Origin of the sequence: Roseburia sp. AF12-17LB, assembly GCF_003479605.1 — a bacterium.
Lineage (GTDB): Bacteria > Bacillota > Clostridia > Lachnospirales > Lachnospiraceae > Roseburia_C > Roseburia_C amylophila.
Window position 1 is genome coordinate 61,745 of record NZ_QUHR01000010.1, and the last position, 25,277, is coordinate 87,021.

A 25,277-nucleotide genomic window follows, 5' to 3' on the forward strand; every position below is an offset into this window, starting at 1 on the left:
TTAGTCTTCCTTTCTTTCCCTTATAATGAATTTCAGGGAAGTACCCTTAAAGCCAAACGCTTCCCGAATCTTATTTTCCAGATATCTTGTATAGGAAAAATGCATCAGGTTCTTGTCATTTACAAAGATAACAAAAGTTGGCGGTTTTACCGCTGCCTGTGTAATATAATATAATTTTAAGCGTTTTCCCTTATCGGTCGGCGGCTGCTGCATGGCAACTGCCTCTGCCATAATCTCATTTAATACACCGGTTGCCACACGCATGCTGTTATTTTCAAGCACTACATCAATGGTCTCAAAAATCCTGCCGGTACGCTGTCCGGTCTTGGCTGAAATAAATAAAATCTCTGCATATGGCATGAAGCTTAAAATCTGACGAATTTTCTCTGTATGCTTGTAAATGGTCTTATCATCCTTTTCAATGGCATCCCATTTATTCACTGCAATGATAATTCCTTTGCCTCTTTCATGGGCAATTCCAGCAATCTTGGCATCCTGCTCCGTTACGCCTTCTGTAGCATCAATTACAATAATGACCACATCTGCACGTTCCACTGCTGTTACTGCCCGGATGATACTGTAACGTTCTAATTCTTCTTTAATCTTATTCTTTCTCCGGAGTCCTGCCGTATCAATAAATACATATTCTCTGCCATTATATTTTATATCGGTATCAATGGCATCTCTTGTAGTTCCGGCAATATCAGAAACAATCACACGGTTTTCACCGGTCAGCTTGTTAATCAGTGATGACTTACCTACGTTCGGCTTACCTACGATGGCAATACGCGGTCTGTCATCTTCTGCTTCTTCTAACATTTCCTGGGTAAAGTGCTTTGCCACTTCATCCAGTAAATCACCGATTCCAAGTCTGGATGCTGCTGATACCGGAACCGGGTCACCAATTCCAAGATTATAAAATTCATAAACATCCGGCATATATTTCTTAAAATCATCTACTTTATTTACTGCAAGAATAACCGGTTTCCTGGAACGGCGCAGCATATCCGCTACTTTCTGGTCTGCATCTACAAGCCCCTGTCTTACATCCGTAATAAAAATAATGACATCTGCGGTATCAATGGCTATCTGTGCCTGCTCCCGCATCTGGGATAAAATAATATCTCCGCTGTCCGGCTCAATACCGCCGGTATCAATTAAGGTAAAGTTATAGTCAAGCCAGGATACTTCGGCATATATACGGTCACGGGTTACCCCCGGTGTATCCTGTACGATAGAAATTCTTTCACCTGCCAACACGTTAAAAAGTGTTGATTTTCCTACGTTTGGTCTGCCTACAATAGCTACTACTGGTTTACTCATTCTGTCTCCTTCCAAGGACTGCATTCAGCAAATCCTGCCCGCTTGATTTTACAATATCTGCCTGTACTTGTAAAGTTCTTTTCAGCTCCGTCAATGTGATGTCATCTAAGAAAACATCCTCTCCCATACGCAATACATTGCATGGCAGCAGTATCTCATCTCCCAAATCTTCGTCCTTAAGCTGTGCGATAATATCCTGTCCGGTCAGAAGTCCTGCAACGGTAATCCGTTCTCCGAAGAAATCGTTTCGGATCACACGGACCCGTATCTTTACATTCGGAAACTTCTCCTTCATTTCTCCTGTCAGTTCCTCCAAAATCGGTCCTGCCAGCTTTCCGGTTACCAGCGTAACTGTCCTTTTCAGATTGGCATCACCTTTTTCTGCTGCAAGTGCCTCCCGGAATTCATCCCGCAGCAGTGTAATCATTCCCACGCCATTTTCCAGCTGGATATACCCATCATAGTTTTCTGCAGACGGAAGAGGCTGCTCTGCCAGAAGATACCACTCGTCTCCTCCATGCACAAAGTGTGTACCGAAATGCTCCATGCAATAATCCTGCCAGCGGTGAATCTGCTCTAAGACTTTTCCTGCATCCTCTTTTTCAAAAGCTTCCAAAGGATATAAGCCCTCCCGGTATTTTGTCAGGCCGACCGGTACAATAGAAAGGCTCTGCATATTTGGAATGTATTCTGTCAGATCACGGATGGTCCGCTCTAACTCTTCGCCATCATTGACGCCCTTGCAGAGTACAACCTGTCCATTCATTTCAATTCCGGCATCTGATAAGCGTTTGATTTTCTTTAAGGCTTCTCCAGCGAAACGGTTGTGCAACATGGTACAGCGAAGCTTCGGATTCGTGGTATGCACCGACACATTAATCGGTCCAAGATTGTAGTATATGATACGTTCAATATCCTTATCCTTCATATTGGTCAGCGTTACATAATTCCCCTGTAAGAAGGAAAGTCTGGAGTCATCATCTTTAAAATAAAGTGTCTCACGCATGCCCGGCGGCATCTGGTCAATAAAACAGAACATACACTTATTGGAACAGGATTTGTAATCGTCCATCAGTCCGTTTTCAAATTCGATTCCAAGGTCTTCATCATAATCTTTTTCAATTTCCAGTTCCCACTCTTCGCCATTATTCTTTCTTACTACCACCAGAAGATACTCGTCCTCTGTCAGGAACTGATAGTCAAATACATCTTCTATTTCTTTGCCATTAATGGAAATCAGTTCGTCTCCCGGCTCAAGCTCAAGCTCCATGGCAATACTGTCCGGTTTTACTCCACTGATGACATGTTTCTTTGTATGCATAAATTATTTTCTCAATCTTTCTATATTATAATACCTCTCTAGTTTACAATAAAAAGGGCAGAATAACAACAGTTATTCCACCCTTCCACTTATTCCTGCTCCATGCTCATGCTTCTGTCTTCCATTTCCTGTAATGTCATCAGTTCATCCTCTGACTCAATGATATGTAACTCCAGCAGTTTGTTAATCGTGTATACACAACGATCATTCAAATTCAAATTGAAATAATAATCTTTACTGTTTTCCATTCCCCACATCCGTTGTTCTCTCCGGGTAAGCTGGATTCCCTGACTGTTATAGACATGCAGATACAGTCCATTGATATACGTATGTTTATAGTAGTTATCATTTACTGTATTCAGATAAATATGTCCTGCCCGGATGTCCTTAAGATAAGCATCATATATTTCCTGTGCCCGCTCATCATTTATATTAATGCTGTCATATTCCAAATTCTGGTCATAGGCATCAAACTCCATTGAAATAATATGATTATTCGGATCATCATAATTCACCATCAGATTCCCCTTGAGATAATTCTCCGGATCCATAGACATAGCATAAATTCTTGAAACAACCGAATCTGCATTTTCATAATAATTTTTAGCAGCCGGTACATCATAGCTTCTCACCATAATGCTTCCGTCTGCAAGCTGATAATCAATCTCTACCCACTGCAATGCCTTATCTAAATCAGACGAGCCCTGATATGCCTGAAATTCCTTCTTCGAATCAATAATTTGCTGATGAATACTCATAATTTCATCAATTCCGCTTTCTGAATTTTCTTCTATTTCAAAATAGCAGTTAATATTTGCTGCGACAATTTCCTTCTTATCCGGGATTTTATTTTCCAGTCCGAACGCATTCCATTTGATACAAAGAAGAAATACGACTGAAATTCCTAACATGACGCCGCATTCTAATAATCTCTTTTTGGTCACTACACGCAGCTTCTTCGTCAAAATCATTTCCGCAATGAAAAATGCCAGAAAACCTGCAATCAATGTTGTAAATAAAACCATCAGGAAATTGCCCAGTGATGTATGTACCAGCACGCCAAACAGTCCGCTCAGCAGAATTGCAGTAAGAAAAGCCACACAAAAAGCCATTCCCCAGCGGAACACCGGGCGGGTTGCCGGAATTGTAAGCACATCTCCCGTGGTTTCCAGTTTACGTTTCTGATAAAGCAGACAGGATATCACTATCAGCACCACACCCACCAGCACATAGATCCCTACAACCGAAAGGCCAAACATATGGTATTCTATCCTGTCCTCTAAATAGTCATACTCTACTCCCACCTTATTTGAAAGATATATCACCGGTGATAAAATACTATTCATACGGTCAGCATAAGAATTCGCCATACCATAGCCAATTGTACTAATCATACATGTAATCACATAGCGGCATCCTATATATAATACGTTCAGAATAATCGTGAATACCGGCATTGCCAATAACTGACCGCTAAACATGCCAACGAAAATTGCCATACTGTAGAAGAAAAAGCCCTCTCCCGTCAACATCAGTGCCCACGCCAGCAGATACTGCAGACTTGTAATTCCCTGCATAATGCAGCATACTGTTCCAATAATAAACGCCAATAGTACAGGAACCACAATCATGCAGAATCCTGACAGGAAATTACTGATAAAAAGTTCTGTTCTTTTCAATGGCAGTGAATGAAACAGATGTGAGCTTCTGCTATTATAAAGATAATAAAATACTGCCATTGCTACAATAATTCCAATTGCCAGACTAAGGAGTGCAATAAGCGCACCGCTTCCATCTGAAAACAGAATCTGCATAAAATTATTCATTTTTATTTCTTTAATTTCCTGTGCTGAATAACCTTCATAAGAAATCCCGGAATTCACTAACAGCCGCAGAGGAACCATACATAGCAGCAATATTGTATAAATCAGCCAGACAGGCCAGAAATGCGTAATATTTTTCCAAAATACCGTCTTATTAAAGTAAGATGTCTTTGACCGCATAATCCGCACCTCCTAATTCGTAAATAAAAATTTCTTCCAATGTCAGAGGCAGCACATCAATCAGCATCGGCGAAGTCTGTTCTAACCGCAGCTTTGCCTCTTTGGGATTGCCTTTTACAATCATGGTATATACCCTTCCTGTACTGGACATATGTAACACTTCAAAATCAGCCGGAAGCTTCGGCATTCTTTCCTGATATGCCACCTGAATCTTACAGACACTTCCCTGTAGTTCGCTTAAGGAACGTTCTAACATTACTTTTCCATGATGCATAATGCCCACATGGTCACAGACATCCTCCAGCTCTCTTAAGTTATGGGAAGATACTAACACCGTAGTTCCATGTTCTGCCACATCAGACATGATAATGCTCCAGATCTGCCTTCTCATTACCGGGTCTAGTCCATCTACCGGCTCATCTAAAATCATAAGCTCCGGTCTGCAGCTGATTGCCAGCCAGAAAGCCGCCTGCTTCTGCATTCCCTTTGACATTCTCCGAATGGTCATCTTCGGATCAATGTTGGAAAATGCATCCCGGATCCGGAAAAACAAATCTTCATCAAAAGTCTTATAGATTCCCTTATAAAAGCGTTTCATTTCCATGACATCTGCCTGCTGGAAATAGAAAAGATCATCCGGAATATATGCAAATCTGGCCTTTGCCTGAGGATTCTCATACACCGGCATCCCGGCTATTTCTATGTTGCCGGCATCCGGCTTATAGATTCCGGTAATATGTCTTATTATCGTAGATTTCCCGGCTCCGTTTGGTCCTACCAGTCCATAAATTGCCCCATCCTTTACATGTAGGTTTACACCGTCTAACGCCCGGAAATCTCCAAATGTTTTCACTACATTATTTACCCGTATCATGAATATATTCTCCTCCTTCCAGTTCCGTTATCCGATGTTTTAACTGCTCCGGCTCTACTGCCAGATACAGTAATTCTGATACGATTTCATCAAAATGTCCTTTTAATTCCACAGTTCTTGCATCCTTTACATGCTTCTGGGAAGCCACAAATGTGCCTTTCCCGGAAATGGTATAGACATATCCTTCTTTCTCCAGATCCCGGTATGCCCGCTGGATGGTATTCGGATTAATTGCCAGTGTTGCTGCCAGTTCACGCACAGATGGCAGTTTTTCATCCGCTGTCAATGCATTGGAAATCACAAGATGACGCATTCCATCTTTAATCTGTTCGTAAATAGGCTTTGCATCCCTGTAATTAAGCTGTATCACTTCGCTTCCTCCTTTTGGAATATCGTAGGTGTATTATCCGTATTACTTCAATTGATACGCACACTATAACATCCCAGCAGATGAGACACAAGAAAAATATCTGTATGATTTTATTAATAATTCCTTAATGCTGCTCGCGGAGCGTTTTTTACTTTACAGAAAAGCAATTTCCTGTAAAGCAAAAAAACGAAACCAGTTTGCACTGATTCCGTCTTTTTACACGATTCTATCTTCCTTTCATCAGGAAATATTATTCACATTTTTCAATTGCTGCAATTACTTCATTTAACTTCTGTAATTCATCTTTGATTTCGCGGTTGTTATTACCAAAGTCTGTTGCCAGTGCAGATACATTGGTTGCAACAATTGCGAATCCTTTTCCAGCCTCTCCTGCACGAGCAGCCTCAATAGAAGCGTTTAACGCAAGAATCTTCTGGTTCTTTTCAATCTTGTCCAGCTGTTTGGTAATATCATTAATCTTCTGGATGTATTCTGAGGTCTTCTGTACATTCTCATGAATATCAGAATTCTTCTTCTCTTCATCCATTCTCTTCTCTTCAGATGCTGCAAGCTGTGTCAGAACGATAGTCAGAGCTGCTATCTTAGATTTAGCTTCGTTTTCGTCCTCTGCGTCTTCCTTCTTCGCATAAGAAAGATATCCAGCAATTTCAATTCCGGCTTTGATCACATCTCTGTATTCAGATGCTTCACCTTCCCCGATTGCTACACTTCCATCAGAATCCAGAAGTAATGGTTTTACTCCTGTTACGTTTTCCCATTGTGCAAAAAGTACCTCTATATCTTCTGCATTAAATATCTCATTCAACTGCATATTTCTGCCCTCCTAAATTATTTATCCTAATTATATCACATGTTTGCTTTGTGAACAAAAAAATTTTTCATTTTTTGACATTTTTCTATTTAATGCACAAAAATGCCCCAAGATTTCCTCTTCTTCCATGGCTTGCTCTGTGCGAAAACAACAGTTCACTGTTACAACAGGTACACACATTCGGCAAGATTAGTTTTTCCGGCAGGATTCCCGCATCTAAAAGCACTCTTTCATTGGCTTTCCAGAGATTTAACTGATACTTTCCATTTTCTTTCCGGTACATAATTTCACTGCCATGACCAGAAAACTCCTGCTCAAATTCCAGTGCCACATCTTCACTTACTTCATAACAGTCCTGGCAGATAGATGGGCCTATCGCACACCATACATCCTCCGGTACTGTTCCATATGCTTCTGCCATTGCTTTCAGCGTGGCTCTTCCCATTCTGTTAACCGTGCCCCTCCAGCCGGAATGGCTCAGTCCGATTGCCTTATGCTTTGTATCCACAAAGTAAAGCGGCACACAGTCTGCATAAAAGGTTGCAAGCATCAGCCCCGGCACATCGGTAATCAATCCATCCACATCATGATACGGCCGTTCCTTTGTCAGTCCGCTTCCTGCATCCTCTGCTGTTACTTTTCTTACATTGGTGGTATGGGTCTGGTCAGAGCAGACAATCTGCCCTGCCGGAACTTCCATTGCCTCAGCTACCCTGCGGAAATTTTCCTTTACTGCCTCTATGTCATCTCCACGGTTAAAGCTTAAATCCAGCGAAGAAAATTCATTCTTACTTACTCCACCCATTCTTGTGGTAAAGCAGTGTTTTACCATATCAAGTGCCTGCAACTGTGGATACTGCAGCAACACTAATTCTTTTTTCCCCGCATGGGAAAATACGGACGGTATCATGGTTCGTCCATCCTCTTTTATCTGAAATTCTGTCATTTTTCTTTTCCTGTTCTTATTTTTCCAGTTCCAACTCCATGCTGTAACGGATTCCATGCTGTAACTGGTTCAATTCTCCAGCATTCTTTTTCCTGTATCAGGTCTCATCTGTCACTAATAAGGCTCTATATAGGGGAAAGCATCCTTCAGCCACTGTATGTCCTCTCCTAATATTGCAATCACATCAAATCGGCAGGGCAGTCCCATCATATGTTTACACATCAGGTAATAATCTGCCACTCTTGATATTTTCCTTTGTTTGCGGTAATCTACCGCTTCCTGTGGAAGTCCCTTTCCGGTATCACTGCGGTATTTTACTTCTGCAAAAACAAGATATTTTCCATCTCTTGCAATCATATCAATTTCTCCGAACCTGCAGCGGTAATTCATCTCACAGATGCTGCAGCCGGATGCCTTTAAATACTCTGCCGCCTTTTTTTCATACTCACTGCCCATGCTGCGTTTATTTTCCATCCCTGCTCCCCTTTCTGTTATTCCTGTTATTCGGATTTCTGCTATTTGGATTTCCACTATCCTTTTTGCCGTTACAGCTATTTTTATTCCAATTTACTGCGCAGCTTATCCATATCATCGACAAAGACAAGTATCTCTGCCACTACTTCATATAATTCCGGCGGAATCATATCTCCAATTTCAAGCCTGGATAAGGTATTTGCCAGCTGATTATCCTGATACAGCGGAACGTCTTCCTCTTTGGCTTTCTCAATAATTTTATCCGCAAGATACCCCTTGCCGGTTGCCAGTATCTTTGGTGCCCTCTCTCCCGGCTCATATGCGATGGCAACTGCTGTTTTTTCTTTTGTTTTCTCTTCTCCGGCATTTTTCCCATCAAAGTCTGCCGGATGCCAGATTCCATTTTTCATAAATTACGCCCTCATATCAAAGGAATACCGATGCAGGATTCCGGCTGACGGATGCTCCTGCTGCATAAAATCTTCAACCAGATTTTTCTTTCCGGACTGGTTCTCCACCTGTACCGTACAGGAATATCCTTTCTCCTGCAGCCGCTGCATCAGCTCAGCCATATGTTCTTCGATTAAATCATAGGATTTCTCATCCTCCAGATAAAAATTCGTATGCACCTTTCTATCCTTCATCCGCACAGACACATCCGTTGCACCAAGGTTATCCATATCAAGATGTAAAAAAGCACTCAGTTCGCCATCCGGTCTGTCCACACCACTCTTATTAGTATAGACAAATAAATCTCCGTGGGTATTCTGATTTGACATCCGAAGGGGAATCTGCACATAATGATAGGCATTATTAATCTGATTCATAAATTCAATATTCCCCTGCAGATTACTTACTGCTTTCGCAAGGGAAGTATTGCTCTGACCAGATTCCTGCACCAGCTCCTGCATCTTCTGCATCTGATTTTCCATCTTCTCATAAAGATGCTTAACAGCATCCCCTTTGATTTCTTCCGGTTTTAGTGTCCACTGCTGTTTTACCTCATATTCCAGCACTTTCTGATACTCTTTACTGGAAAACAGTTTCTTTGCAGAACCTCCGGTTAAACCCATTATCTCATCCAGTGCCTGATGCAGTTCTTTTAGAAATGCACCTGTAGAAAGATTTCCGTTTAAAGTCCCCTCTGCGGTAAATAATTTACTGCCTGCAAGCTGTGGAAATTCTTTCAGAAGATTTGAAAAATCCTTCATCTGCCCCTCTGTAAACAATGCGCCGACACTGCCCCTGGCATAATACTGCACGCCATCTAATGTTTCTTCTATGGATCCTGCTATCGTTTCAGTTTCTGCTAATTCCGTTCCTGTGATTTCTGTGGCAGCAAATTCTGACGCTCCTTCCAGTATGGCTCCTTCCTGAAGTTCCACCGGACTCCAGCTTCCTTTCTGTACTCCCTCTTTTACAATTACAGACATATCCAAAGAACCATCCTGCTTCAACACCTGATAGATTCGGCTTCCCAGTTCCAATGCCTCTGTCTCGGAAAGGTTTTCGTTCTGATATAATTTTCCGATGCTTTCCAAGACATCATCAAACTGTGAAGTGATTGCCGCCTGATCAGATTTATAATTTTCAAACTGCCGGATAAATTCTTCTGACATCGGAATGTCAAGCTTATGCATCAATACCAGTGACTTAATATCCGCATCCGGATATGCAGAAATACTGCGTGCCATATCCATCAGGCTTTCCCTGCCAATGGACATCTGCTCTTCCATCATGGAATTGACCATATCTATCATTCTTGGTTCTGCCGGAATGCCTGCTGCATCCAGTGCCTTTAACAACGTCGGATTATTGAGATTTCCATTGGTATAAGGTCGAATTTCAACGGTAGTTCCATCATTGGATTTCACCTGGAAAAACATCGCCTGACCAACGGCTAACTGTACGCCTGCTGCTATTCTCGCCTGAACAGTCTGACCATTTGCCAGTCCAAGCGTAACCGTTCCGTTTTTGATATCATTTACGGTTCCTTCAAATACATTTCCTACCGTCATTTCCCGTACGGCTGATACCAGCTGCTGAACCCCTTGCTGCGGGGCTGTTGCTGTAGCTCCGGTAGCCGAACTTCTGTTGTATTGTGCTAACATGTCTGAAATCTGCATATCAATCACTCCACTCTGCATTGCCAATTTCTTTGGAATTATTCACTGTAAAAATTCTTAATAAAGGTTCTCCGGTGAATTGGTGTTGGTCCATATTCTTTGATTGCTGCAATATGGGCTGCGGAGCCATAACCCTTGTTATCCGCAAATCCATATTCCGGCATAATTTTCGCATATTCTTCCATCATGCGATCCCTTGTTACCTTTGCAATGATACTGGCTGCTCCAATGGAAATGCTCTTTGCATCTCCTTTGATAATCGGAACCTGACGGATATCTACTCCCGGTATTGTCACCGCATCATTTAATAATATATCGGGTTTTACTTTCAAATTCGTTATAGCCTGCCGCATAGCTTCATAAGTAGCCTGCAAAATATTAATTTCATCAATCCGCCCCGGACCTGCCATTCCAATTCCTGTTGCCACTGCCTTCTCCATAATTTCATCATAGAGTTTTTCACGCATGGATGCACTGAGTTTCTTGGAATCATTGATATATAAAATGTCACAATCCTTTGGCAGAATCACAGCTCCTGCCACAACCGGCCCCGCCAGCGGACCTCTTCCCACTTCATCTATACCGCAGATATAACCGGCATCCGCATATTCTTTTTCATACTTTTTCAGATTTTCAATCCGGGCATACTCTGTCTCAAGCTTCTGTATCCGCTTTCGTGCTTTTTCCACAAGGGTCTTTACGCCGCTTCGTTCATCTTTTTCATATCTTGCTATAAAATCAGGCAGCATACTGTCTTCTGCTGCCTGTAACTCTTCTTTGATTGCTCCGATTTTCTTCTCTTCTGCCATAATCACTTTATCCTCTGACTGCTCTTTCGTTTTTATTACTGATGCCGAATAAATCCAATTTTATCAAATGGATAGATTCTAAGCCATGCTTTTCCTATGATATCCGCCCGCTTGATATTTCCAACATCCGGGAACCTGCTGTCCTTGCTGTAATTGCGGTTATCTCCCATCACAAAATATTCATCCTCACCTAATGTAATCGGGTCTGATGCAAGTCCCGGGTCTTTAATAACCTCTCTTCCATAAGATTCCACCAGTTCTTCTCCGTTAATCAATATCTCTCCCTTATCGGTAATCTGCACCGTTTCTCCCGGCATTCCGATAATCCGCTTGATAAAATAAGTGTCTTCCTTATACTGATACGGAAATACAATAATATCAAAACGTTCCGGTTCATGAAACCGATAGGATATCTTATCTACAATCAGATTATCTCCATTGGTAAGGGTATTTTCCATGGACGAGCCATCCACTCTGGTCCGCTGTCCCACATAACGTATCATCAAAAATGTCAGTACCACAATCACAATGAGATATAGTATGAAACTGACACTTTCCCTTACCGCCTTTCCTCTTTTGCCGCGTTCTTCTTCCTTCATATCTCCGTCTTGCTCCAACTCTTTTTGAACCCTGCTCTTATTTTTATCTTATGCTTCCACTTCCGGTTTTTCAAGTGAAATTTTACCGAGCTTTCCAGTACGGAATTCATCCAGCACCAGTGCAGCGGCTTTGGCATAATCTACTTCATTTCCTTTTTTGATACAGCCACGGTTTAAGGCAATTTTCTCCAACATCTCTGCCGGTGTTCCCTCTTCTTCCATTCCATATCTTTCCTTTAATACACCCGGATACTCTTCCCGCAGAATCTGAATCAGTTCCAGTGAAAGTTCATCAATATTTAAAATATCATCTTTGATAGAACCTATCAGTGCCAGTCTTAACCCAACGCTCTGGTCTTCAAACTTTGGCCATAAAATACCCGGTGTATCCAAAAGTTCTACATTCTTATTCAGGCGAATCCACTGCTTGCCCTTGGTTACACCCGGCTTATTTCCGGTCTTGGCGCAGGCTTTTCCTGCAAAAGTATTGATAAAGGTGGATTTTCCCACATTCGGGATTCCCACTACCATGGCCCGCACCGGACGGTTCTTGATTCCTCTTCGTAAATCACGCTCCGTCTTTTCCTTGCAGGCTTCTGCTATAATTGCAGACACCTGCTTCATGCTTCCTTTATTTCTGGCATCCATGCGTACTACATAATAGCCCTTTTTCTTAAAAAACTCTGTCCAGCCTTCATTTTTTCTTTCATCTGCAAGGTCAGATTTGTTCAACAAAATCAGACGGGCTTTTCCTTTTCCCAGGCTATCTATATCCGGATTTCTGCTGCTCACCGGAATTCTTGCATCCACCAGCTCTATTACTAAATCTACCAGTTTTATATCTTCCTGCATCTGACGTTTTGCTTTCGTCATATGTCCCGGATACCATTGAAACTGCATCTTATTTTCCTCTCTTCCCTTACTGTTCTTCTATTTGATAAAACCGATTTTCCGGAGCGGAGAAATCCGGAACCATGCTTTTCCTATAATATATTCCCGTTTTACATTTCCAATATTGGCATAACGGCTGTCCTCACTACTGTTGCGGTTATCTCCCAATACAAAATACTCATCTTCCCCTACCGTAATCTCTTCGGATGCCAGTCCTGCATCTTCAATGGCAGCTGTATCTACTTTTTCATCAAACAGCTCTCCATTTACATAGACTGCTCCATTCTTTATCTGTATCTTATCTCCCGGCACCCCAATGACACGCTTTACATAATAATGCGACTTTTCATTTCCATTTGGAAGAAATACAATAACATCATTTGCTTTTGGTTTCTTCAGTTTATAAACAAAACGATTAACCAGAATCTCTTCTCCGTTCTCTATCGTAGGGTTCATGGACTGTCCTACCACAGTGGTCCGAAGTCCGATAAAATATACAAATACAAATGAAATCACCAGGACAATTGCAATCTCAATGACCCAGGTGCCGATTTCCTTCAGCAGTGGTACATTTATTTTCTTTCTACGTCTGCCAAAATTCAGACCACGAACGCTTCCTCTACGCATAATCTTATGTTCTCCTTCTTACCTGAATATCATTCGATATATCTGCAGAATCTGCCACCGGCAGCTTCTTACGAATACGTGGTAACTACGAGAAACACGCTTTGCGAGTTTCTCGAGTTATCGCGGTGCTCGCCAAATCTGCATGCAAGCATGCGATTTCTCTCGCTACTCGCGTAAATACAACAAGAGGGACGATACACATTGGCACGTCCCTCTGACAGATTCTTATTTTACTAACTCTTTTACTTTTGCTTTCTTACCGATACGACCTCTTAAGTAATTCAGCTTAGCTCTTCTTACTTTACCAGCTCTTACTACTTCAACCTTCTCTACGTTAGGAGAATGTAATGGCCAGGTCTTCTCTACGCCAACACCATTAGAGAATTTACGAACGGTAAATGTCTCACGGTTGCTTCCGCCCTGTTTCTTTAATACAACACCTTCGAAAACCTGAATTCTTTCACGGTTTCCCTCTTTAATTTTCGCATAAACCTTAACGGTATCTCCTACACGAAACTCTGGTGCATCTGCCTTTAACTGCTCTGCTTCAATGTTCTTAATAATTTCACTTGCGTTCATTTTGTGACCTCCTGTATATTTTGATGTTCTTAATGCATTCATTTGCAACAGAGGACCATCGCCTATTCACAACTGTTGTATTGTATCATGTTCTCTATGCCTCGTCAAGCTATTTTTATAAGCGTTTCTGTAACATTTCCGGATTGGATGCATAAACCAGTGCTGTTTCTTTTGTAATCTTTCCTTCCTGATACAATTTCAAAAGACTGCTGTCCATGGATATCATATCTTCCCGGTTCGAGGAATATACAACGCCGTCAATCTGTGGCACTTTATTCTCACGAATCATATTGCGGATTGCCGGTGTCACAGTCATAATTTCAAATGCCGGGATTACATTTCCATTCACATCCGGCACAAGCTGCTGGGAAACAATCGCCTGCAGCACCATGGAAAGCTGTACTGCAATCTGCCGCTGCTGATTTGCCGGGAACACATCAATGATACGGTCAATGGTATTAGCCGCTCCTATGGTATGTAAGGTGGATATAATAAGATGTCCTGTCTCTGCCGCTGTCATGGCAACACCAATCGTCTCGTAATCACGCATTTCTCCAAGAAGAATCACATCCGGACTCTGCCGCAGGGATGCACGCAATGCCGTTACATAATTTTCAGTATCTACATTTATCTCACGCTGGCTGATAATTCCATGCTGATGGCTGTGCAGATATTCAATCGGATCCTCTAACGTAATAATATGCTTGGCACACCGGCGGTTCAGTGCATCTACCATGCAGGCTAACGTGGTAGACTTACCACTTCCTGCCGGTCCTGTTACTAATACCATTCCCTTTGGCTGCAGACCAAGGTCAATGATATTCTGTGGAATTCCAATGTCCTCCGGCTTCGGCAAATCAAAGGTAATCACACGAACCACTGCTGATAAAGCACCTCTTTGCTTATAAGCACTGACACGGAATCTTGACAGTCCCTGCACCGCAAAAGAGAAATCATCATCCCCATGCTTTAACAACCGGTCAATATCACGATGGTCCGCCAGTTCATATATCTGCTCTAAATAATTTTCTGTCTCAGGAGGCATCAACCGCTCTCCCTCTTCTTTTATAATTACATTATTCGAACGATATGATATCGGAAGTCCGGCTACAATAAATATATCCGATGCGTGTTCCTCTACTGCTTTTCGTAATACTTCTTTTACATCCATAATTTTCCCACCAATCTCTTTATTTCTGCTGCTCCATCAACGGAAGCCTGGTTTCCTCCTGTCTTACATCAGTAGCAGTTTCTTTCCATTCTAATATGCTCCATTCCAGCATTTTTCCTGTCTCTCTATCCGTCTCTTCCGTAATAGATAGCTTTACACGTAACTCCTGGGTGTCCGTCTCCGGCACACAAAAGCTTATGGTATCAGCTGCATCCTTCACCTCCGGCAATCCGGAAATTTCCTGCAACGCCATTTCTTTATTTTCGGATTCTTCCAGAATAGCATCTATCTCTGCTAAGACATCATTTGCCTTGTTACATGCTTCATAATAGGCACTCATCTTATCTGCCGCCCGTTTACTGTATTTATAATCCCGCAGGGACGAAGATAATGACAACACTGCGAATAATAAAAAAGTCAGAATCAATACTACCACTAACAAAAAAGAGTATCCAAAAGGACTGGCTATACGCGGTCTGCGTTTTTCTTCGTATAATGCACTCTTACTCATCTTCTGCCGCCTCCCTCTGACTGATTGCCCTCTTTAGTTCCACTTCATAAATAATCTTATCTTTCTCCCCGTCCTTCTGCTTTACTGCAAAATGACCGATCATCCGCTGCTTCGCTTCACCCAGTGTAATCCACAGGGTATATTCCGCATCTTTCGTCTTACAGTTCTCCCAGTCAGCAGCAAAGGATACCAAAAATGTATTATCCTCTTTCTCATAATAAGAATACTCTTCCTTCAGATAATCTTCCATATCTGTTCCGGAGCGGAATACTTCTGCTGCCGCTGCAGCCTTATGTACTGCCATATTCATATTTCCTGCATCTTCACTGATGCAATGGGATTTTACAAATAGCTGCAATCCCACCGCTGCAGCAATACAGAAAAATAAAATCGATATCATAAGTTCCAGTAAAAATACCCCGGAACGTCTTGCCTGCCCTTCTATCATATGCCTTCCTCTATTCCTGCCTTCTGCCGACAACAGCCACCACAGTATCCATTTTTCTCCCATCTTCCGACGTACAGGAAAAATGCAATAATCCATTTTCCAAAGCTTCCATCTTAAAATCTTCAACCGGAATGACTGCCTTTCCATCCGCTGTACTTACAGCAGTTCCGGACCGGACAAAAAGCTCTTTCAACATGCCATCCTCTTCAAAAATATAGGTGCAATATTCTTCTCCATCATAATCCTGACGGATAATAAGACTGTCTGTTCCATCTACCGAACCAATAGTAACTGTCCCATTATCATTCTGATGAATCTTCTCCGTAAGATAAGACAATACTGTTCTGCTTTCATAATTTTCATCTGCCATAGTCGTCGTATCCTGATAAATATCTGCTGCCAGGATAAGCACCAGAAGTCCGCAGATTGCCAGCAGCCCAAACAATGCCCATGGAAATAATATATCAATTGTATGTTTTCTGGCGGTACTCTCTGCCATATTCATCCCTCTTCACTCTAATTCTTGCGCTCAATTACTGTCACATCCGGCATAATGTTTGCTCCAAGCAGCTGGTAGTCCACAAAAAACTGCTCCTTATCATAGGAAAAACCATACTGTTCTTCCAGATACGAAAGACTGTCCGGGTAATGTCCTTCCAGCACATAACACTGCACGATTTCCCTCTGCAGAGCCTCTTCTAAAGAACGTTTTTCCTCCTCTTTACTATCCGCCATCAATCGGTTCAATCCATGGCAGGTCAATAAAATAATACAACAGGAAATGGCCACCGTAAATAATATCTTTGCCCAGACAGAATGCCTTTTTTCATGAAAAAAAAGCCTCTTTCGACGAAATCCTTCCATATGCATCTCCTTCTTACAGTCCTGCCATAATTCCCATCAACGGAAGAATCACGGATAACAGTATCATTCCGACAATAACAGACAAAATAATTACAAGTGTCGGTTCTAATATTGCAATATAAGAAGACATTCTCTGATCAATTTCTCTTTCATACTGTCTTGCTATCGTCTCTAATGTTTCATCGGTCTCTCCGGTTTTCCCGGAAATCACCAGCATCCTCTCATACAAGCCCTCAAATATTCCGGCACCGCCTACTGCTGCTGCAAAATCCTCGCCCTCTTCCATTTTCTGGCTGCATTTCTTAATCTTCTTTGAAAAATTCTTATCTGCAATCAATTCGTCTGCAAATTCCAGTCCCTTTTGCGGATTTTGTCCACTCTTTAAAGTCAGATACAGGCTGTCTGCGAAACGGCATGCTGCGATTTTATCGTATAAACCATGAAACAAGTGCATTTTTCTGCTAAAACCGGCAAACGCTCTTCGTCCTCTGCTGCTCTTTACAAAATAAACAAATACTCCAACGATTACCGCCGCTATTGCAATGAATACAATTGCATAATTCGAAATTGTTTTTCCCAATGCCAGCATACCACCGGAAAATCCGGTCATCTGTCTGCCTAACTGGTGAAATACCTGTTCAAATACCGGCATTACTTTTGTCAAAAGTATCACAATTACAGCTATCATCATAGCAACCATAATCAAAGGATATGTAAGTGCACTTTTAATACTCTTCTCGATCTCATCCTCACGCTCGTAATGGTGAGTCAGCCCATTCATAACATCATCCAGTGTACCTGTTTCTTCTCCTATCTTAACCATCTGAAGAAGATAATCCGGAAATACACCGGTCTTTTCCAGTGCCGGATATAGCAGTCCTGTATTTATCATTTCATCATACATTACCTGAAGTATTGCCTTTTCCTGCACATCCTTTGCATCTTCCAGTAATAATGACACCCCCTCAACTGCCGGAAAGCCTGCATGCAGAACCATTGTCATCTGGCTGCAAAAAGATGCACATTCAAGATTTGACAGCTTTTGCTGTTTTTTACTTTTTCCCATACTTTTCTTCCTCTCTTAATATGTGTACTTTATAATATAACGGCTTCCGTCGCCAATATAATCTTTTACGGTATCATCATCATTATTGGCTGCCAGGGTCGGATCCATAAGAGACCAGTCCTTTCCATCAAAAGATATTATATTATCTACCCAACCTATCTCATCCACATAACAGCTGATCCACGCATGATAAGCCTCACCCGCATATCCTACCTGAAGTTTGGTTGGAATTCTCTGCGAACGAAGCATCGCTGCCATCAATGCTGCATAATCAAAACAGATTCCTTTTCCGGACAAAAGTGTTTCATCTACATCCGGCACATATCCATATGCAACATTCTCTGCTTTTTCTTCATCATATGTAATATTTTCAATTACATAATGATAAATGTTGGTTACTACATCAAGGTCACTGCCGCAGCCTGCTGCCAGTTCTTCCCCTTTCTTTACCGCCTTGGAATTCTCATCAAAATCCACATAGCAGTTAGGTGCCAGAAATGGGACAAATTCATCCGTAATGGTAACATCAATACTCTGGGTAAATGCTGTTGCATACAAATTTTCTTCTACTGATGCAGCTTCATATAAGGTCAACTGGTAAGTACCGCTTCCCTGTGTCAGCGGATATACAATATACGTTCCATTCTTTGTCACCAGATAGGTATATACTTCTCCTTCCGGTGTCTCTATCTGGAATTTCACTTTTTCATTGGTTCCGGTATAATTAAGCATCACATAACCATCGGATGCATGCGATGCATCAATGGCAATCTGATCTGTCCCATAAGCCACTTCCCCGGAAGCCTCCGGATGTAATACTTCTGCTGTCGCATCACGATTTCCCTTTGCGGTATCATTGCTGCTTTGTTCCGGAGAATTCTTCTCTCCGCCGCAGCCTCCCAATGCACAGCTCATCAGCAATATCCCTGCGGCCATCCATACTATCAGGTAATATTTCTTACTGTGCCGGCTCTTCTGCCTCTGCATGACAACACACCTATTCCTTTTCCTGTATATTCCTGCTATCTGTACCTATATATAATAAAATTGCCGCCAGTAATACAACTGAGACGATTACAATTTTACCGTAAAAGGTTACCATAGCTGCAAATATCCCTCCTAATACCGGAATGGTCAGGGTTACTTTTCCAATTACCTGTGCATAGGAAACCGGGGAAATATCCTCCGCTTCATTTGCATCTCCTTTGGTAATCAGCTGACCGGACACCACCTGGTTCTTCACCACACGATGGGTAATGATAATTCCCGCATCTGTATCGCTCCGATATGCCACAACTTCACCTTCCATAAGTTCTGCCGGTGCTTCTTCCCTGACATAAATAAGACTTCCTACCGGAATCGCCGGTTCCATGCTTCCGGTTACAACTGTATAAATATCAAACCCTGTAAGCCTTGGTAATGTCAATGGTATGCAAATCAGAATCACCAATATCAGAAGAGATACTCCTATCATACTACAGATTCTGGCTATTGTCCTCTTTTTTCTTTTTGTTTTTCCCATTCGTTAATGCCTCTGCTCTGACATTCATTTTCTTTCTTCGTAATGCAAAAGCAGTAAGAGCCACAAGTCCTGCAACTGCCGCTGATGCTACACCAATCAGCAATGGCATATTTCCTGCCGGTCTTTTGGTCTTCTCATCCTTTTGCTGCATATCTGCTAACGGAGTTTCCTCATCATCAAGATTTACCAGTTCCTGCGGAGTCTCTTCATCCGGAATATTTACATTTCCATCTGCCCCTTGATTATTATCCGCATTGGCATCATCTGCTGCATTCACATTGTTTGCCGCATTCGCATTGTTTCCGGCATTTGCATTGTTTGCCGCATTTGCATTGTTTGCTGCATTTGCATCATTTCCGGCATTTGCACTGTTTGCCGCACTCTGTGTATCCGCCGTGTATACAAACGTAAAAATGTTTTCCGCTTCATTGCTGTTTAAGGTTTTCGTCAGATTATATGCCTGCGGACGATAATTTTCAAAATATTTAAACGCCACCACCGGCTGGTCACCCACTGCACCATAGAAGGTTTCACTGTCTGAAAGTGCATTTCCATTGGCATCCTGATAATTCACAGTATATGCTACCATATTTCCCGCAATTGCATATGCTGCTACATACTCCTGATCAGATTCTACCACAAAGGCAGATTTTCCAACAGTATTATTATCCCTTCCGCTCTCCCGGATTCCACCAATATAATATTTTCCATCTTCCTTTAGCTGAATACAGGACTGTGCCCGAACCATAACCCGGTCACCATATTTCAGTCCACTGATTTTTATTTTTTCTCCCTGGCTTTCCTTTTCAATCTGATAAGAAGAACCTGTTATATGATTGTCTACTGTAATTCCATTCGTATCTGAAAAATATCCCTGATTTCCAGAGCATAACGTTACTGTATAGGTATATTCTGTTTCATTTCCACCAACTTTTGCCCATGCCTGTACCGGAAATGCCAGTGTAAGTAATGTTGTAAATAAAATACTTCCGCGAAGAATACGTTCTATTCTTTCTTTTATTTTATTCTTCATCCCTTACTCCTCCTTTTCCAACCGATTTTCAGCTGCCTCATCTTCTTTTCGTGTCCTCTTCACTCTCACAACAAAAAGGACGACTAAAACAAGTCCTGCCGCCAGAGCAAGTGCCGAAAAAAGAAGCACCTGATTATTGTCACCCGTTTTAATAACCACATGATTCGACAATGGTGTTGAACCACTGGATAATAATTCTACCGCAAAATTCATCTGCAATTTTGCCAGGGTATCCTGATAGGTATTTCCCTGTGTCTCACCTTCCAGCTTTACGGTTAGTGCAATCTCTGCTTTTTCACCTTTCGCAAGCTCATCCAGATAGAAATAATCTTTCATTGCATTGGTTGCCTGGTGAAGACCTTCACCACTTTCTCCTACCGTATCTCCACCTACATTTTCACTGCTGTATAAAATACGGTTACTTCCATCCGGAGCCGTAAAAGAAAGTATGTACGAATACGCTCCTCCGGAAGCCACACTCTGTGAATCCTCAAGGCTCTGTAATACCTGATTTGTCATATACCACTGCGTATCCCCATCATAGGTATTCTTTAACTCCAGTCTGATATTTACCGTATCTCCCGGCTGAAGCTGATATATCGCATCATCAATATCTGCATTTTTAAATGTGCTGTTTAATTTTTCTCCATCAAACGTTACGTTCCAGTCATCACCGCCGGAAAACTCTTCTGCCTGTACCTGAACAGGGGCTGCTGCAACCAGAGCCAGAGCTGCCATGATACCAATCCATTTTCTCTTCATCTCAGTCTCCTCCTTACTGCAGTAATGTCAGATTTCCATTGGAATCAACAGAAACATCAACTCCCCAGGCACTCTTAATCGCATCCTGCGCATTGTGTGTCTGTACGGCATCCACTTCTGCCTCTACATGAAAGGAAACCCCATTATAATTAAATGTTGTAGTAGTGGTCTTAAGTCCATTTTCCTCCGTTGTATGCTCCGTTACCTTTGACGTTATGGAATTATCAATCTTTAAAGTATCAGAAAATGCCGGTGTACTCTCACCCACCTTCAATACCGATGGCCAGTAAAGAACAGTTCTCTCCTCCGTAGATGCATTTTCATCCACAATCCAGCCATTCTGGGTCAGGTTTAATTCAATCAAACTCGGAGCAAGTGTTGTTTCCTTGCTTCCATCCTCATTCCTCCAGCTCTTATAAATTCTCACACGGACATATTCATCAATATTGCCACTGTTTTTTATGGAAAGTGCTTCCTTATAATTTCTTCCGGCTACCAGCTTTCCATCGGTCTCATCCAGCATATCTGTAAGAAGTGCTCCCTGATTTTGCTTCCAGGCATCATCACTTCCTGCATAATCACGGCTGCTGATATCCTTAGAACCCTTGGCAGATTCTTCCACCAGAGTCACTCCGATATCATACATTTCCATCTGTGCGGTATAATTCTCACTATAGTAAGTAAGTGCTGCTCTCGCACTTCCAACCGCACTTCCTGCCAGAAGAAGTACTGCTGCACCCAATAATAAAAAGGTTCCTTTTCTTCCCTTCATTACTTTTTTCAATCGGCTCATTCTTCACCAGCCTCCCTTGCATCTGCAGTTCCTATATCTGTTCTGGTATCTGCAATCCGGTTCCAGTCTGCATATGGTGTTCCATCCTCTTCATAGAGAACCGGTGTACACTCCTGAACGACCACTACATTAAAACTCTCTTTATATTCCTCCGGTATTGCTATTTGGGCTAAAAGTTCTTCTGTATTGCCACTTACCGGAACAATATCACTATAATACCAATAGCCATCTTCGCCCTGATTCCATGACGAGCCGGACATAGTTAATGTAATCTGACTTCCTGCGAATACCTTTACTCTGACAAAGCAATCACTTTCTCCTGTATTTGTAAGTACGATATGCTTCTCCATATTTTCAACTTTTTCTTCTATTGTAGTTTCATTACCAAGTGTAATCGGATATCCTCCTTCCGCTTCCACATAAGTTGTAAAATACGCCATTGCCGGTGGCACTGCTGCCCCTGCAAGGAATACCAATGCTGCTGCAGTCAGCCAGAACACTTTTGTTTTTTTCTTCATCATCTTATATTCCAGCCTCCTTTAGTCTTTCTTTACACTATTATCCGGTAATTGTGTCCACTGCCATCCCTCATCTTCATCATAATCGAAATGATTGGTCACTCCGTAGCCCGGATTCAATCCGTGGTCATATGTATTATCAAACTCCACTGTTACGATTTCATCCGCACTGATTTCTGCTGTCTGCTGTGGCTCACTTACCAGTCTATAACCAGCCCCACTATATACCTCTGTCACAGTAACTTTTGCACCTGCCGGAATATGATCTGCAATTGCCGCTTTCGTTCCTGCCGATGAATGTGTGGTCGATACTACATTACTGTATACCGTATTACCATTTTCATCTACTGCTTCTATCGAAAATACAAAGGTTACCTCTTTCATTGTCTCATTATAGTTATCAAGATTTTTCTGTATAAGAAGACTTCCATACCGTGGGGAACGTTCCGGTTTTAGATTTGCTGTAACCTCATAAATCCATTTGTTTTCTGCGCCTGCAGAATGAAATGCCTGATTATCCGGCAACGCAATCAGACCTGGATTAAAATTATACTCATAAAAACCGGTTGATGCAGTTTCAACCACAACAAGATATATCCCAGAATTCAGTTCTTTCTCTCCTGTTCCATCCGTAATCGTGCATTCTGTATCCGGGGTTTTATCCGAAGCGAGCTCCGCTGCCTTCGCTGTCATCTCTTCCCATGTAACATCTCCATTTATCGCATCTTTTAAAGAGAGGGATTTAAATTCTGATGTTTCGCTGTACTCTCCTGCTGCATCCACAGTCGCTACCTGATATATTTTAGCATGCAGTTCCATCCCATTCAGTTCTTCCGTATATTCTTCGCCCTTCGGCACAGATAAAGTCAAAGTACAAGGTTCTGCCGGATCTATTACATTGGTGGCATATGCAGATGCCACATGTAATCCTGCTGCTGCCAAAAACAACGTCAGTAATCCCGCAATATACCCTTTCTTTATTTTTAACTTTTTCATTTTCCACCCTCCTTAGAACCTCTTGAAACTTTTCTATCTCGAATAATCTTTATCAAAACTGTAATCAGAATTGCTGCTGCAACTGCCAGTATTGCATATAACATATAATAATCTTTCACCGTCTGAAGCATAGATTCATTGGCTATTGCCTTCTCATCATCCTCTCCATTATACGGGACACTGTGACCACGCACCAGCAGTCTATGGCTGTTTACACCATATGGGGTGCAGGTGAAAAGTGTTACATAATCTTCCCCTTCGACATTCTTCATTGCCTCTGTCAAAGTATCCGTATCGTCCTTTTCTACCATCGGCAGAATCTGATCCACTTCATATGCAAGCACCTTATCCAGTACATGCACATAGAATTTATCACCTTTTACAAGCTGGTCAATATCGGTAAAAAGTTTCGCACTTGGCAGTCCGCGGTGTGCTGCCAGTACACTATGTTTTCCCTCACCACCAACCGGAAGACTGGTTCCGGACATATGACCTGCGCCAATCTGTAATACTGCCTCCGAAGTTCCATGATAAATCGGAAGTCTCTGTTCTATTTTCGGGATGGAAATATATCCCATTATCCCATTATCTCCCGGATTTAATACGGACCAGTATTTACTTCCTCTCATATTCTGTTCTTCCTGCGAAAACGCATCCCCATCGAAGGTATTATTACCTATCTGGGAATTATATTCCTCTGCCATCTCCCAAAGCTTCTGATAGTCTACTTCATCCATATCTGCAACAGTTTCTTCATAACTGGCAATCGCCCTGCTCTGATGGTATTTATTCCATTGATCTGCCACAGTCGGATATGCAAAGATTCCCAGTCCGACCAGGAAAACCAGTCCAAGCAGAATTCCAGGTAATTTCTGCTTCCATTTCTGTTTCATTCCCTACTCCTTTTTCCTCTTCCAACTAAACCGCTGCCAAATCAAAAGTCCCAGTAAAATCCAGAACAGTAATATAATCGCAACTACAATTGCAACTGCAGAAGTATTAACAAGATATCCATCTGCCGTCACAAAGTTACCGCTTTCCTCCTGTGAAATCCGCTCACCCCTTACCAGCAGCCGATGAGAATTGATTCCATATGGAGTGCAGGTCATTAATGTACAATAATCTTTTCCATCTTCAATTGTAAGATTATTAATTTCCTGTGGTTCTACAATTTTAATCTGATTCACCTGATAAGTCAGTTTACGATCCAATACGGTAACGGTAAAGGTATCTCCTGCCTCCATTTTATCCAGATTTGTAAAAAGTCTTGCAGACGGAAGTCCTCTGTGTGCAGAAAGAACACTATGTGTGCCTTCTCCTCCAACCGGCAAACTACTGCCCTCTAAATGGCCTGCTGCAACCTGTAATACTCCTTCCGAAGTTCCATGATAAATCGGGAGTTCCACACCTAACTTTTCAATTGTAACATAACCCATGATGCCGGTGCCGGAAATATCAAGAATGCTGTTATAATCGCCAGCCTCTGCATAATTCAGAAATGGCCGGTTCACATCCTTTAATTTTTCATTGTAGGTATCAGCTTTTTTTAACATTGTGTCTTTTTCTTCTTCTGTCAGTGATTTTACGGCATTACTATAAGACGCAACGGCTCTTGACTGGACTTTTGAATTCCAGTAAGAACTAATTGGCGGATACAGCATCACGGAGAGACCTATGATAAAAGCAAACACTAACATTACATTCAGTTTATCTTTCTTAAATAATTTCTTTAATGTCCTCTTCATAGATTTCTCCCTAATGCTGTCAAAGTCCCAGCGAGCGGGAATTTTCTTCCAGTCTCGTTCGTGTATAAACCGGC

30 protein-coding genes are annotated in these 25,277 nt (G+C 41.9%); all 30 read right to left on the reverse strand.

Going from position 1 to position 25,277, the window contains the following annotated elements:
- The 30 genes from der to DWV68_RS11755 all read right to left on the reverse strand — a co-directional run bounded on the left by der (position 1) and on the right by DWV68_RS11755 (position 25,203).
- Positions 1-1,323, reverse strand: coding sequence for a ribosome biogenesis GTPase Der (gene der / locus DWV68_RS11610; RefSeq protein ID WP_118172754.1), 1,323 nt, complete (start codon positions 1,321-1,323; stop codon positions 1-3).
- Positions 1,316-2,644, reverse strand: a complete 1,329-nt coding sequence (locus DWV68_RS11615) for a DUF512 domain-containing protein (RefSeq protein WP_022242466.1) — start codon at positions 2,642-2,644, stop codon at positions 1,316-1,318. The genes der and DWV68_RS11615 overlap by 8 nt, the downstream gene beginning before the upstream one ends.
- Before the next feature lie 89 nt (positions 2,645-2,733).
- Positions 2,734-4,647, reverse strand: coding sequence for an ABC transporter permease (locus DWV68_RS11620; RefSeq protein WP_118665864.1), 1,914 nt, complete (start codon positions 4,645-4,647; stop codon positions 2,734-2,736).
- Positions 4,622-5,521 (reverse strand): ABC transporter ATP-binding protein, encoded by a 900-nt coding sequence (locus tag DWV68_RS11625; RefSeq protein WP_117946676.1) that lies wholly within the window; start codon positions 5,519-5,521, stop codon positions 4,622-4,624. Before DWV68_RS11625 ends, DWV68_RS11620 begins: the two co-directional genes overlap by 26 nt.
- Entirely contained in the window at positions 5,505-5,891 is a 387-nt protein-coding gene (locus DWV68_RS11630) for a GntR family transcriptional regulator (RefSeq protein ID WP_117698189.1), read from the reverse strand. The genes DWV68_RS11625 and DWV68_RS11630 overlap by 17 nt, the downstream gene beginning before the upstream one ends.
- Positions 5,892-6,141: 250 nt before the next feature.
- Complete coding sequence (locus DWV68_RS14915; protein WP_117840826.1) at positions 6,142-6,723, reverse strand: methyl-accepting chemotaxis protein; 582 nt, start codon at positions 6,721-6,723, stop codon at positions 6,142-6,144.
- A gap of 85 nt (positions 6,724-6,808) precedes the next feature.
- The gene (pgeF, locus tag DWV68_RS11640) at positions 6,809-7,669 is read right to left on the reverse strand and encodes a peptidoglycan editing factor PgeF (protein WP_117698191.1); all 861 of its coding nucleotides are present in this window, start codon (positions 7,667-7,669) and stop codon (positions 6,809-6,811) included.
- 114 nt (positions 7,670-7,783) lie between these two features.
- A complete protein-coding gene (locus tag DWV68_RS11645; RefSeq protein ID WP_022242460.1) occupies positions 7,784-8,143 on the reverse strand; it encodes a YraN family protein in 360 nt (119 codons plus the stop codon).
- A gap of 83 nt (positions 8,144-8,226) precedes the next feature.
- The gene (locus DWV68_RS11650; RefSeq protein WP_117946678.1) at positions 8,227-8,553 is read right to left on the reverse strand and encodes an EscU/YscU/HrcU family type III secretion system export apparatus switch protein; all 327 of its coding nucleotides are present in this window, start codon (positions 8,551-8,553) and stop codon (positions 8,227-8,229) included.
- A 3-nt stretch (positions 8,554-8,556) separates the two neighbouring features.
- Positions 8,557-10,269: a flagellar hook-length control protein FliK gene (gene fliK / locus DWV68_RS11655; protein WP_197420858.1), complete on the reverse strand. Its 1,713-nt coding sequence runs from the start codon at positions 10,267-10,269 to the stop codon at positions 8,557-8,559.
- Between the two features lie 38 nt (positions 10,270-10,307).
- Positions 10,308-11,078 (reverse strand): ribonuclease HII, encoded by a 771-nt coding sequence (locus tag DWV68_RS11660; protein ID WP_118056879.1) that lies wholly within the window; start codon positions 11,076-11,078, stop codon positions 10,308-10,310.
- Positions 11,079-11,113: 35 nt separating this feature from the next.
- On the reverse strand, positions 11,114-11,677 hold the full coding sequence (gene lepB, locus DWV68_RS11665; protein WP_022242456.1) for a signal peptidase I: 564 nt from the start codon (positions 11,675-11,677) through the stop codon (positions 11,114-11,116).
- A gap of 48 nt (positions 11,678-11,725) precedes the next feature.
- Positions 11,726-12,577 (reverse strand): ribosome biogenesis GTPase YlqF, encoded by an 852-nt coding sequence (gene ylqF, locus DWV68_RS11670; RefSeq protein WP_118665868.1) that lies wholly within the window; start codon positions 12,575-12,577, stop codon positions 11,726-11,728.
- 30 nt (positions 12,578-12,607) lie between these two features.
- The gene (lepB, locus tag DWV68_RS11675) at positions 12,608-13,195 is read right to left on the reverse strand and encodes a signal peptidase I (RefSeq protein WP_197420859.1); all 588 of its coding nucleotides are present in this window, start codon (positions 13,193-13,195) and stop codon (positions 12,608-12,610) included.
- A 225-nt stretch (positions 13,196-13,420) separates the two neighbouring features.
- Complete coding sequence (gene rplS / locus DWV68_RS11680; protein ID WP_022242453.1) at positions 13,421-13,774, reverse strand: 50S ribosomal protein L19; 354 nt, start codon at positions 13,772-13,774, stop codon at positions 13,421-13,423.
- A gap of 115 nt (positions 13,775-13,889) precedes the next feature.
- Entirely contained in the window at positions 13,890-14,945 is a 1,056-nt protein-coding gene (locus DWV68_RS11685) for a type IV pilus twitching motility protein PilT (protein WP_118056880.1), read from the reverse strand.
- A 19-nt stretch (positions 14,946-14,964) separates the two neighbouring features.
- The gene (locus tag DWV68_RS11690) at positions 14,965-15,456 is read right to left on the reverse strand and encodes a hypothetical protein (RefSeq protein WP_117946684.1); all 492 of its coding nucleotides are present in this window, start codon (positions 15,454-15,456) and stop codon (positions 14,965-14,967) included.
- Entirely contained in the window at positions 15,449-15,904 is a 456-nt protein-coding gene (locus DWV68_RS11695) for a hypothetical protein (RefSeq protein WP_118665870.1), read from the reverse strand. Before DWV68_RS11695 ends, DWV68_RS11690 begins: the two co-directional genes overlap by 8 nt.
- Before the next feature lie 10 nt (positions 15,905-15,914).
- Entirely contained in the window at positions 15,915-16,403 is a 489-nt protein-coding gene (locus tag DWV68_RS11700; protein WP_158552059.1) for a DUF4860 domain-containing protein, read from the reverse strand.
- 17 nt (positions 16,404-16,420) lie between these two features.
- A complete protein-coding gene (locus DWV68_RS11705; protein ID WP_117840813.1) occupies positions 16,421-16,768 on the reverse strand; it encodes a hypothetical protein in 348 nt (115 codons plus the stop codon).
- Positions 16,769-16,781: 13 nt separating this feature from the next.
- The gene (locus DWV68_RS11710) at positions 16,782-17,834 is read right to left on the reverse strand and encodes a type II secretion system F family protein (RefSeq protein ID WP_117840812.1); all 1,053 of its coding nucleotides are present in this window, start codon (positions 17,832-17,834) and stop codon (positions 16,782-16,784) included.
- A gap of 15 nt (positions 17,835-17,849) precedes the next feature.
- Positions 17,850-18,821, reverse strand: coding sequence for a transglutaminase-like domain-containing protein (locus tag DWV68_RS11715; protein WP_243089554.1), 972 nt, complete (start codon positions 18,819-18,821; stop codon positions 17,850-17,852).
- Positions 18,822-18,831: 10 nt separating this feature from the next.
- Positions 18,832-19,308, reverse strand: a complete 477-nt coding sequence (locus DWV68_RS11720) for a signal peptidase I (protein WP_242986144.1) — start codon at positions 19,306-19,308, stop codon at positions 18,832-18,834.
- Between the two features lies 1 nt (position 19,309).
- Entirely contained in the window at positions 19,310-20,389 is a 1,080-nt protein-coding gene (locus DWV68_RS11725) for a MucBP domain-containing protein (RefSeq protein ID WP_197420860.1), read from the reverse strand.
- Positions 20,390-20,392: 3 nt separating this feature from the next.
- Positions 20,393-21,151, reverse strand: coding sequence for a hypothetical protein (locus DWV68_RS11730; RefSeq protein WP_022242443.1), 759 nt, complete (start codon positions 21,149-21,151; stop codon positions 20,393-20,395).
- A gap of 13 nt (positions 21,152-21,164) precedes the next feature.
- The gene (locus DWV68_RS11735; protein WP_118665872.1) at positions 21,165-21,944 is read right to left on the reverse strand and encodes a hypothetical protein; all 780 of its coding nucleotides are present in this window, start codon (positions 21,942-21,944) and stop codon (positions 21,165-21,167) included.
- Positions 21,941-22,465: a hypothetical protein gene (locus DWV68_RS11740; RefSeq protein ID WP_022242441.1), complete on the reverse strand. Its 525-nt coding sequence runs from the start codon at positions 22,463-22,465 to the stop codon at positions 21,941-21,943. The genes DWV68_RS11735 and DWV68_RS11740 overlap by 4 nt, the downstream gene beginning before the upstream one ends.
- Before the next feature lie 18 nt (positions 22,466-22,483).
- The gene (locus DWV68_RS11745; RefSeq protein ID WP_118665874.1) at positions 22,484-23,458 is read right to left on the reverse strand and encodes a DUF5979 domain-containing protein; all 975 of its coding nucleotides are present in this window, start codon (positions 23,456-23,458) and stop codon (positions 22,484-22,486) included.
- Entirely contained in the window at positions 23,455-24,351 is an 897-nt protein-coding gene (locus DWV68_RS11750) for a class C sortase (RefSeq protein ID WP_118665876.1), read from the reverse strand. The genes DWV68_RS11745 and DWV68_RS11750 overlap by 4 nt, the downstream gene beginning before the upstream one ends.
- Positions 24,352-24,354: 3 nt before the next feature.
- Positions 24,355-25,203, reverse strand: a complete 849-nt coding sequence (locus DWV68_RS11755) for a class C sortase (protein ID WP_118665878.1) — start codon at positions 25,201-25,203, stop codon at positions 24,355-24,357.
- Between the last annotated feature and the right edge of the window lie 74 nt (positions 25,204-25,277).

What these genes read in the sequence shown, in the direction of transcription:
- der (WP_118172754.1), bottom strand. Translation starts at nt 1,323, where the DNA reads ATGAGTAAACCAGTAGTAGCTATTGTAGGCAGACCAAACGTAGGAAAA.
- DWV68_RS11615 (WP_022242466.1), bottom strand. Translation starts at nt 2,644, where the DNA reads ATGCATACAAAGAAACATGTCATCAGTGGAGTAAAACCGGACAGTATT.
- DWV68_RS11620 (WP_118665864.1), bottom strand. Translation starts at nt 4,647, where the DNA reads ATGCGGTCAAAGACATCTTACTTTAATAAGACGGTATTTTGGAAAAAT.
- DWV68_RS11625 (WP_117946676.1), bottom strand. Translation starts at nt 5,521, where the DNA reads ATGATACGGGTAAATAATGTAGTGAAAACATTTGGAGATTTCCGGGCG.
- DWV68_RS14915 (WP_117840826.1), bottom strand. Translation starts at nt 6,723, where the DNA reads ATGCAGTTGAATGAGATATTTAATGCAGAAGATATAGAGGTACTTTTT.
- pgeF (WP_117698191.1), bottom strand. Translation starts at nt 7,669, where the DNA reads ATGACAGAATTTCAGATAAAAGAGGATGGACGAACCATGATACCGTCC.
- DWV68_RS11645 (WP_022242460.1), bottom strand. Translation starts at nt 8,143, where the DNA reads ATGGAAAATAAACGCAGCATGGGCAGTGAGTATGAAAAAAAGGCGGCA.
- DWV68_RS11650 (WP_117946678.1), bottom strand. Translation starts at nt 8,553, where the DNA reads ATGAAAAATGGAATCTGGCATCCGGCAGACTTTGATGGGAAAAATGCC.
- fliK (WP_197420858.1), bottom strand. Translation starts at nt 10,269, where the DNA reads ATGCAGATTTCAGACATGTTAGCACAATACAACAGAAGTTCGGCTACC.
- DWV68_RS11660 (WP_118056879.1), bottom strand. Translation starts at nt 11,078, where the DNA reads ATGGCAGAAGAGAAGAAAATCGGAGCAATCAAAGAAGAGTTACAGGCA.
- lepB (WP_022242456.1), bottom strand. Translation starts at nt 11,677, where the DNA reads ATGAAGGAAGAAGAACGCGGCAAAAGAGGAAAGGCGGTAAGGGAAAGT.
- ylqF (WP_118665868.1), bottom strand. Translation starts at nt 12,577, where the DNA reads ATGCAGTTTCAATGGTATCCGGGACATATGACGAAAGCAAAACGTCAG.
- lepB (WP_197420859.1), bottom strand. Translation starts at nt 13,195, where the DNA reads ATGCGTAGAGGAAGCGTTCGTGGTCTGAATTTTGGCAGACGTAGAAAG.
- rplS (WP_022242453.1), bottom strand. Translation starts at nt 13,774, where the DNA reads ATGAACGCAAGTGAAATTATTAAGAACATTGAAGCAGAGCAGTTAAAG.
- DWV68_RS11685 (WP_118056880.1), bottom strand. Translation starts at nt 14,945, where the DNA reads ATGGATGTAAAAGAAGTATTACGAAAAGCAGTAGAGGAACACGCATCG.
- DWV68_RS11690 (WP_117946684.1), bottom strand. Translation starts at nt 15,456, where the DNA reads ATGAGTAAGAGTGCATTATACGAAGAAAAACGCAGACCGCGTATAGCC.
- DWV68_RS11695 (WP_118665870.1), bottom strand. Translation starts at nt 15,904, where the DNA reads ATGATAGAAGGGCAGGCAAGACGTTCCGGGGTATTTTTACTGGAACTT.
- DWV68_RS11700 (WP_158552059.1), bottom strand. Translation starts at nt 16,403, where the DNA reads ATGGCAGAGAGTACCGCCAGAAAACATACAATTGATATATTATTTCCA.
- DWV68_RS11705 (WP_117840813.1), bottom strand. Translation starts at nt 16,768, where the DNA reads ATGGAAGGATTTCGTCGAAAGAGGCTTTTTTTTCATGAAAAAAGGCAT.
- DWV68_RS11710 (WP_117840812.1), bottom strand. Translation starts at nt 17,834, where the DNA reads ATGGGAAAAAGTAAAAAACAGCAAAAGCTGTCAAATCTTGAATGTGCA.
- DWV68_RS11715 (WP_243089554.1), bottom strand. Translation starts at nt 18,821, where the DNA reads ATGCAGAGGCAGAAGAGCCGGCACAGTAAGAAATATTACCTGATAGTA.
- DWV68_RS11720 (WP_242986144.1), bottom strand. Translation starts at nt 19,308, where the DNA reads ATGATAGGAGTATCTCTTCTGATATTGGTGATTCTGATTTGCATACCA.
- DWV68_RS11725 (WP_197420860.1), bottom strand. Translation starts at nt 20,389, where the DNA reads ATGAAGAATAAAATAAAAGAAAGAATAGAACGTATTCTTCGCGGAAGT.
- DWV68_RS11730 (WP_022242443.1), bottom strand. Translation starts at nt 21,151, where the DNA reads ATGAAGAGAAAATGGATTGGTATCATGGCAGCTCTGGCTCTGGTTGCA.
- DWV68_RS11735 (WP_118665872.1), bottom strand. Translation starts at nt 21,944, where the DNA reads ATGAGCCGATTGAAAAAAGTAATGAAGGGAAGAAAAGGAACCTTTTTA.
- DWV68_RS11740 (WP_022242441.1), bottom strand. Translation starts at nt 22,465, where the DNA reads ATGATGAAGAAAAAAACAAAAGTGTTCTGGCTGACTGCAGCAGCATTG.
- DWV68_RS11745 (WP_118665874.1), bottom strand. Translation starts at nt 23,458, where the DNA reads ATGAAAAAGTTAAAAATAAAGAAAGGGTATATTGCGGGATTACTGACG.
- DWV68_RS11750 (WP_118665876.1), bottom strand. Translation starts at nt 24,351, where the DNA reads ATGAAACAGAAATGGAAGCAGAAATTACCTGGAATTCTGCTTGGACTG.
- DWV68_RS11755 (WP_118665878.1), bottom strand. Translation starts at nt 25,203, where the DNA reads ATGAAGAGGACATTAAAGAAATTATTTAAGAAAGATAAACTGAATGTA.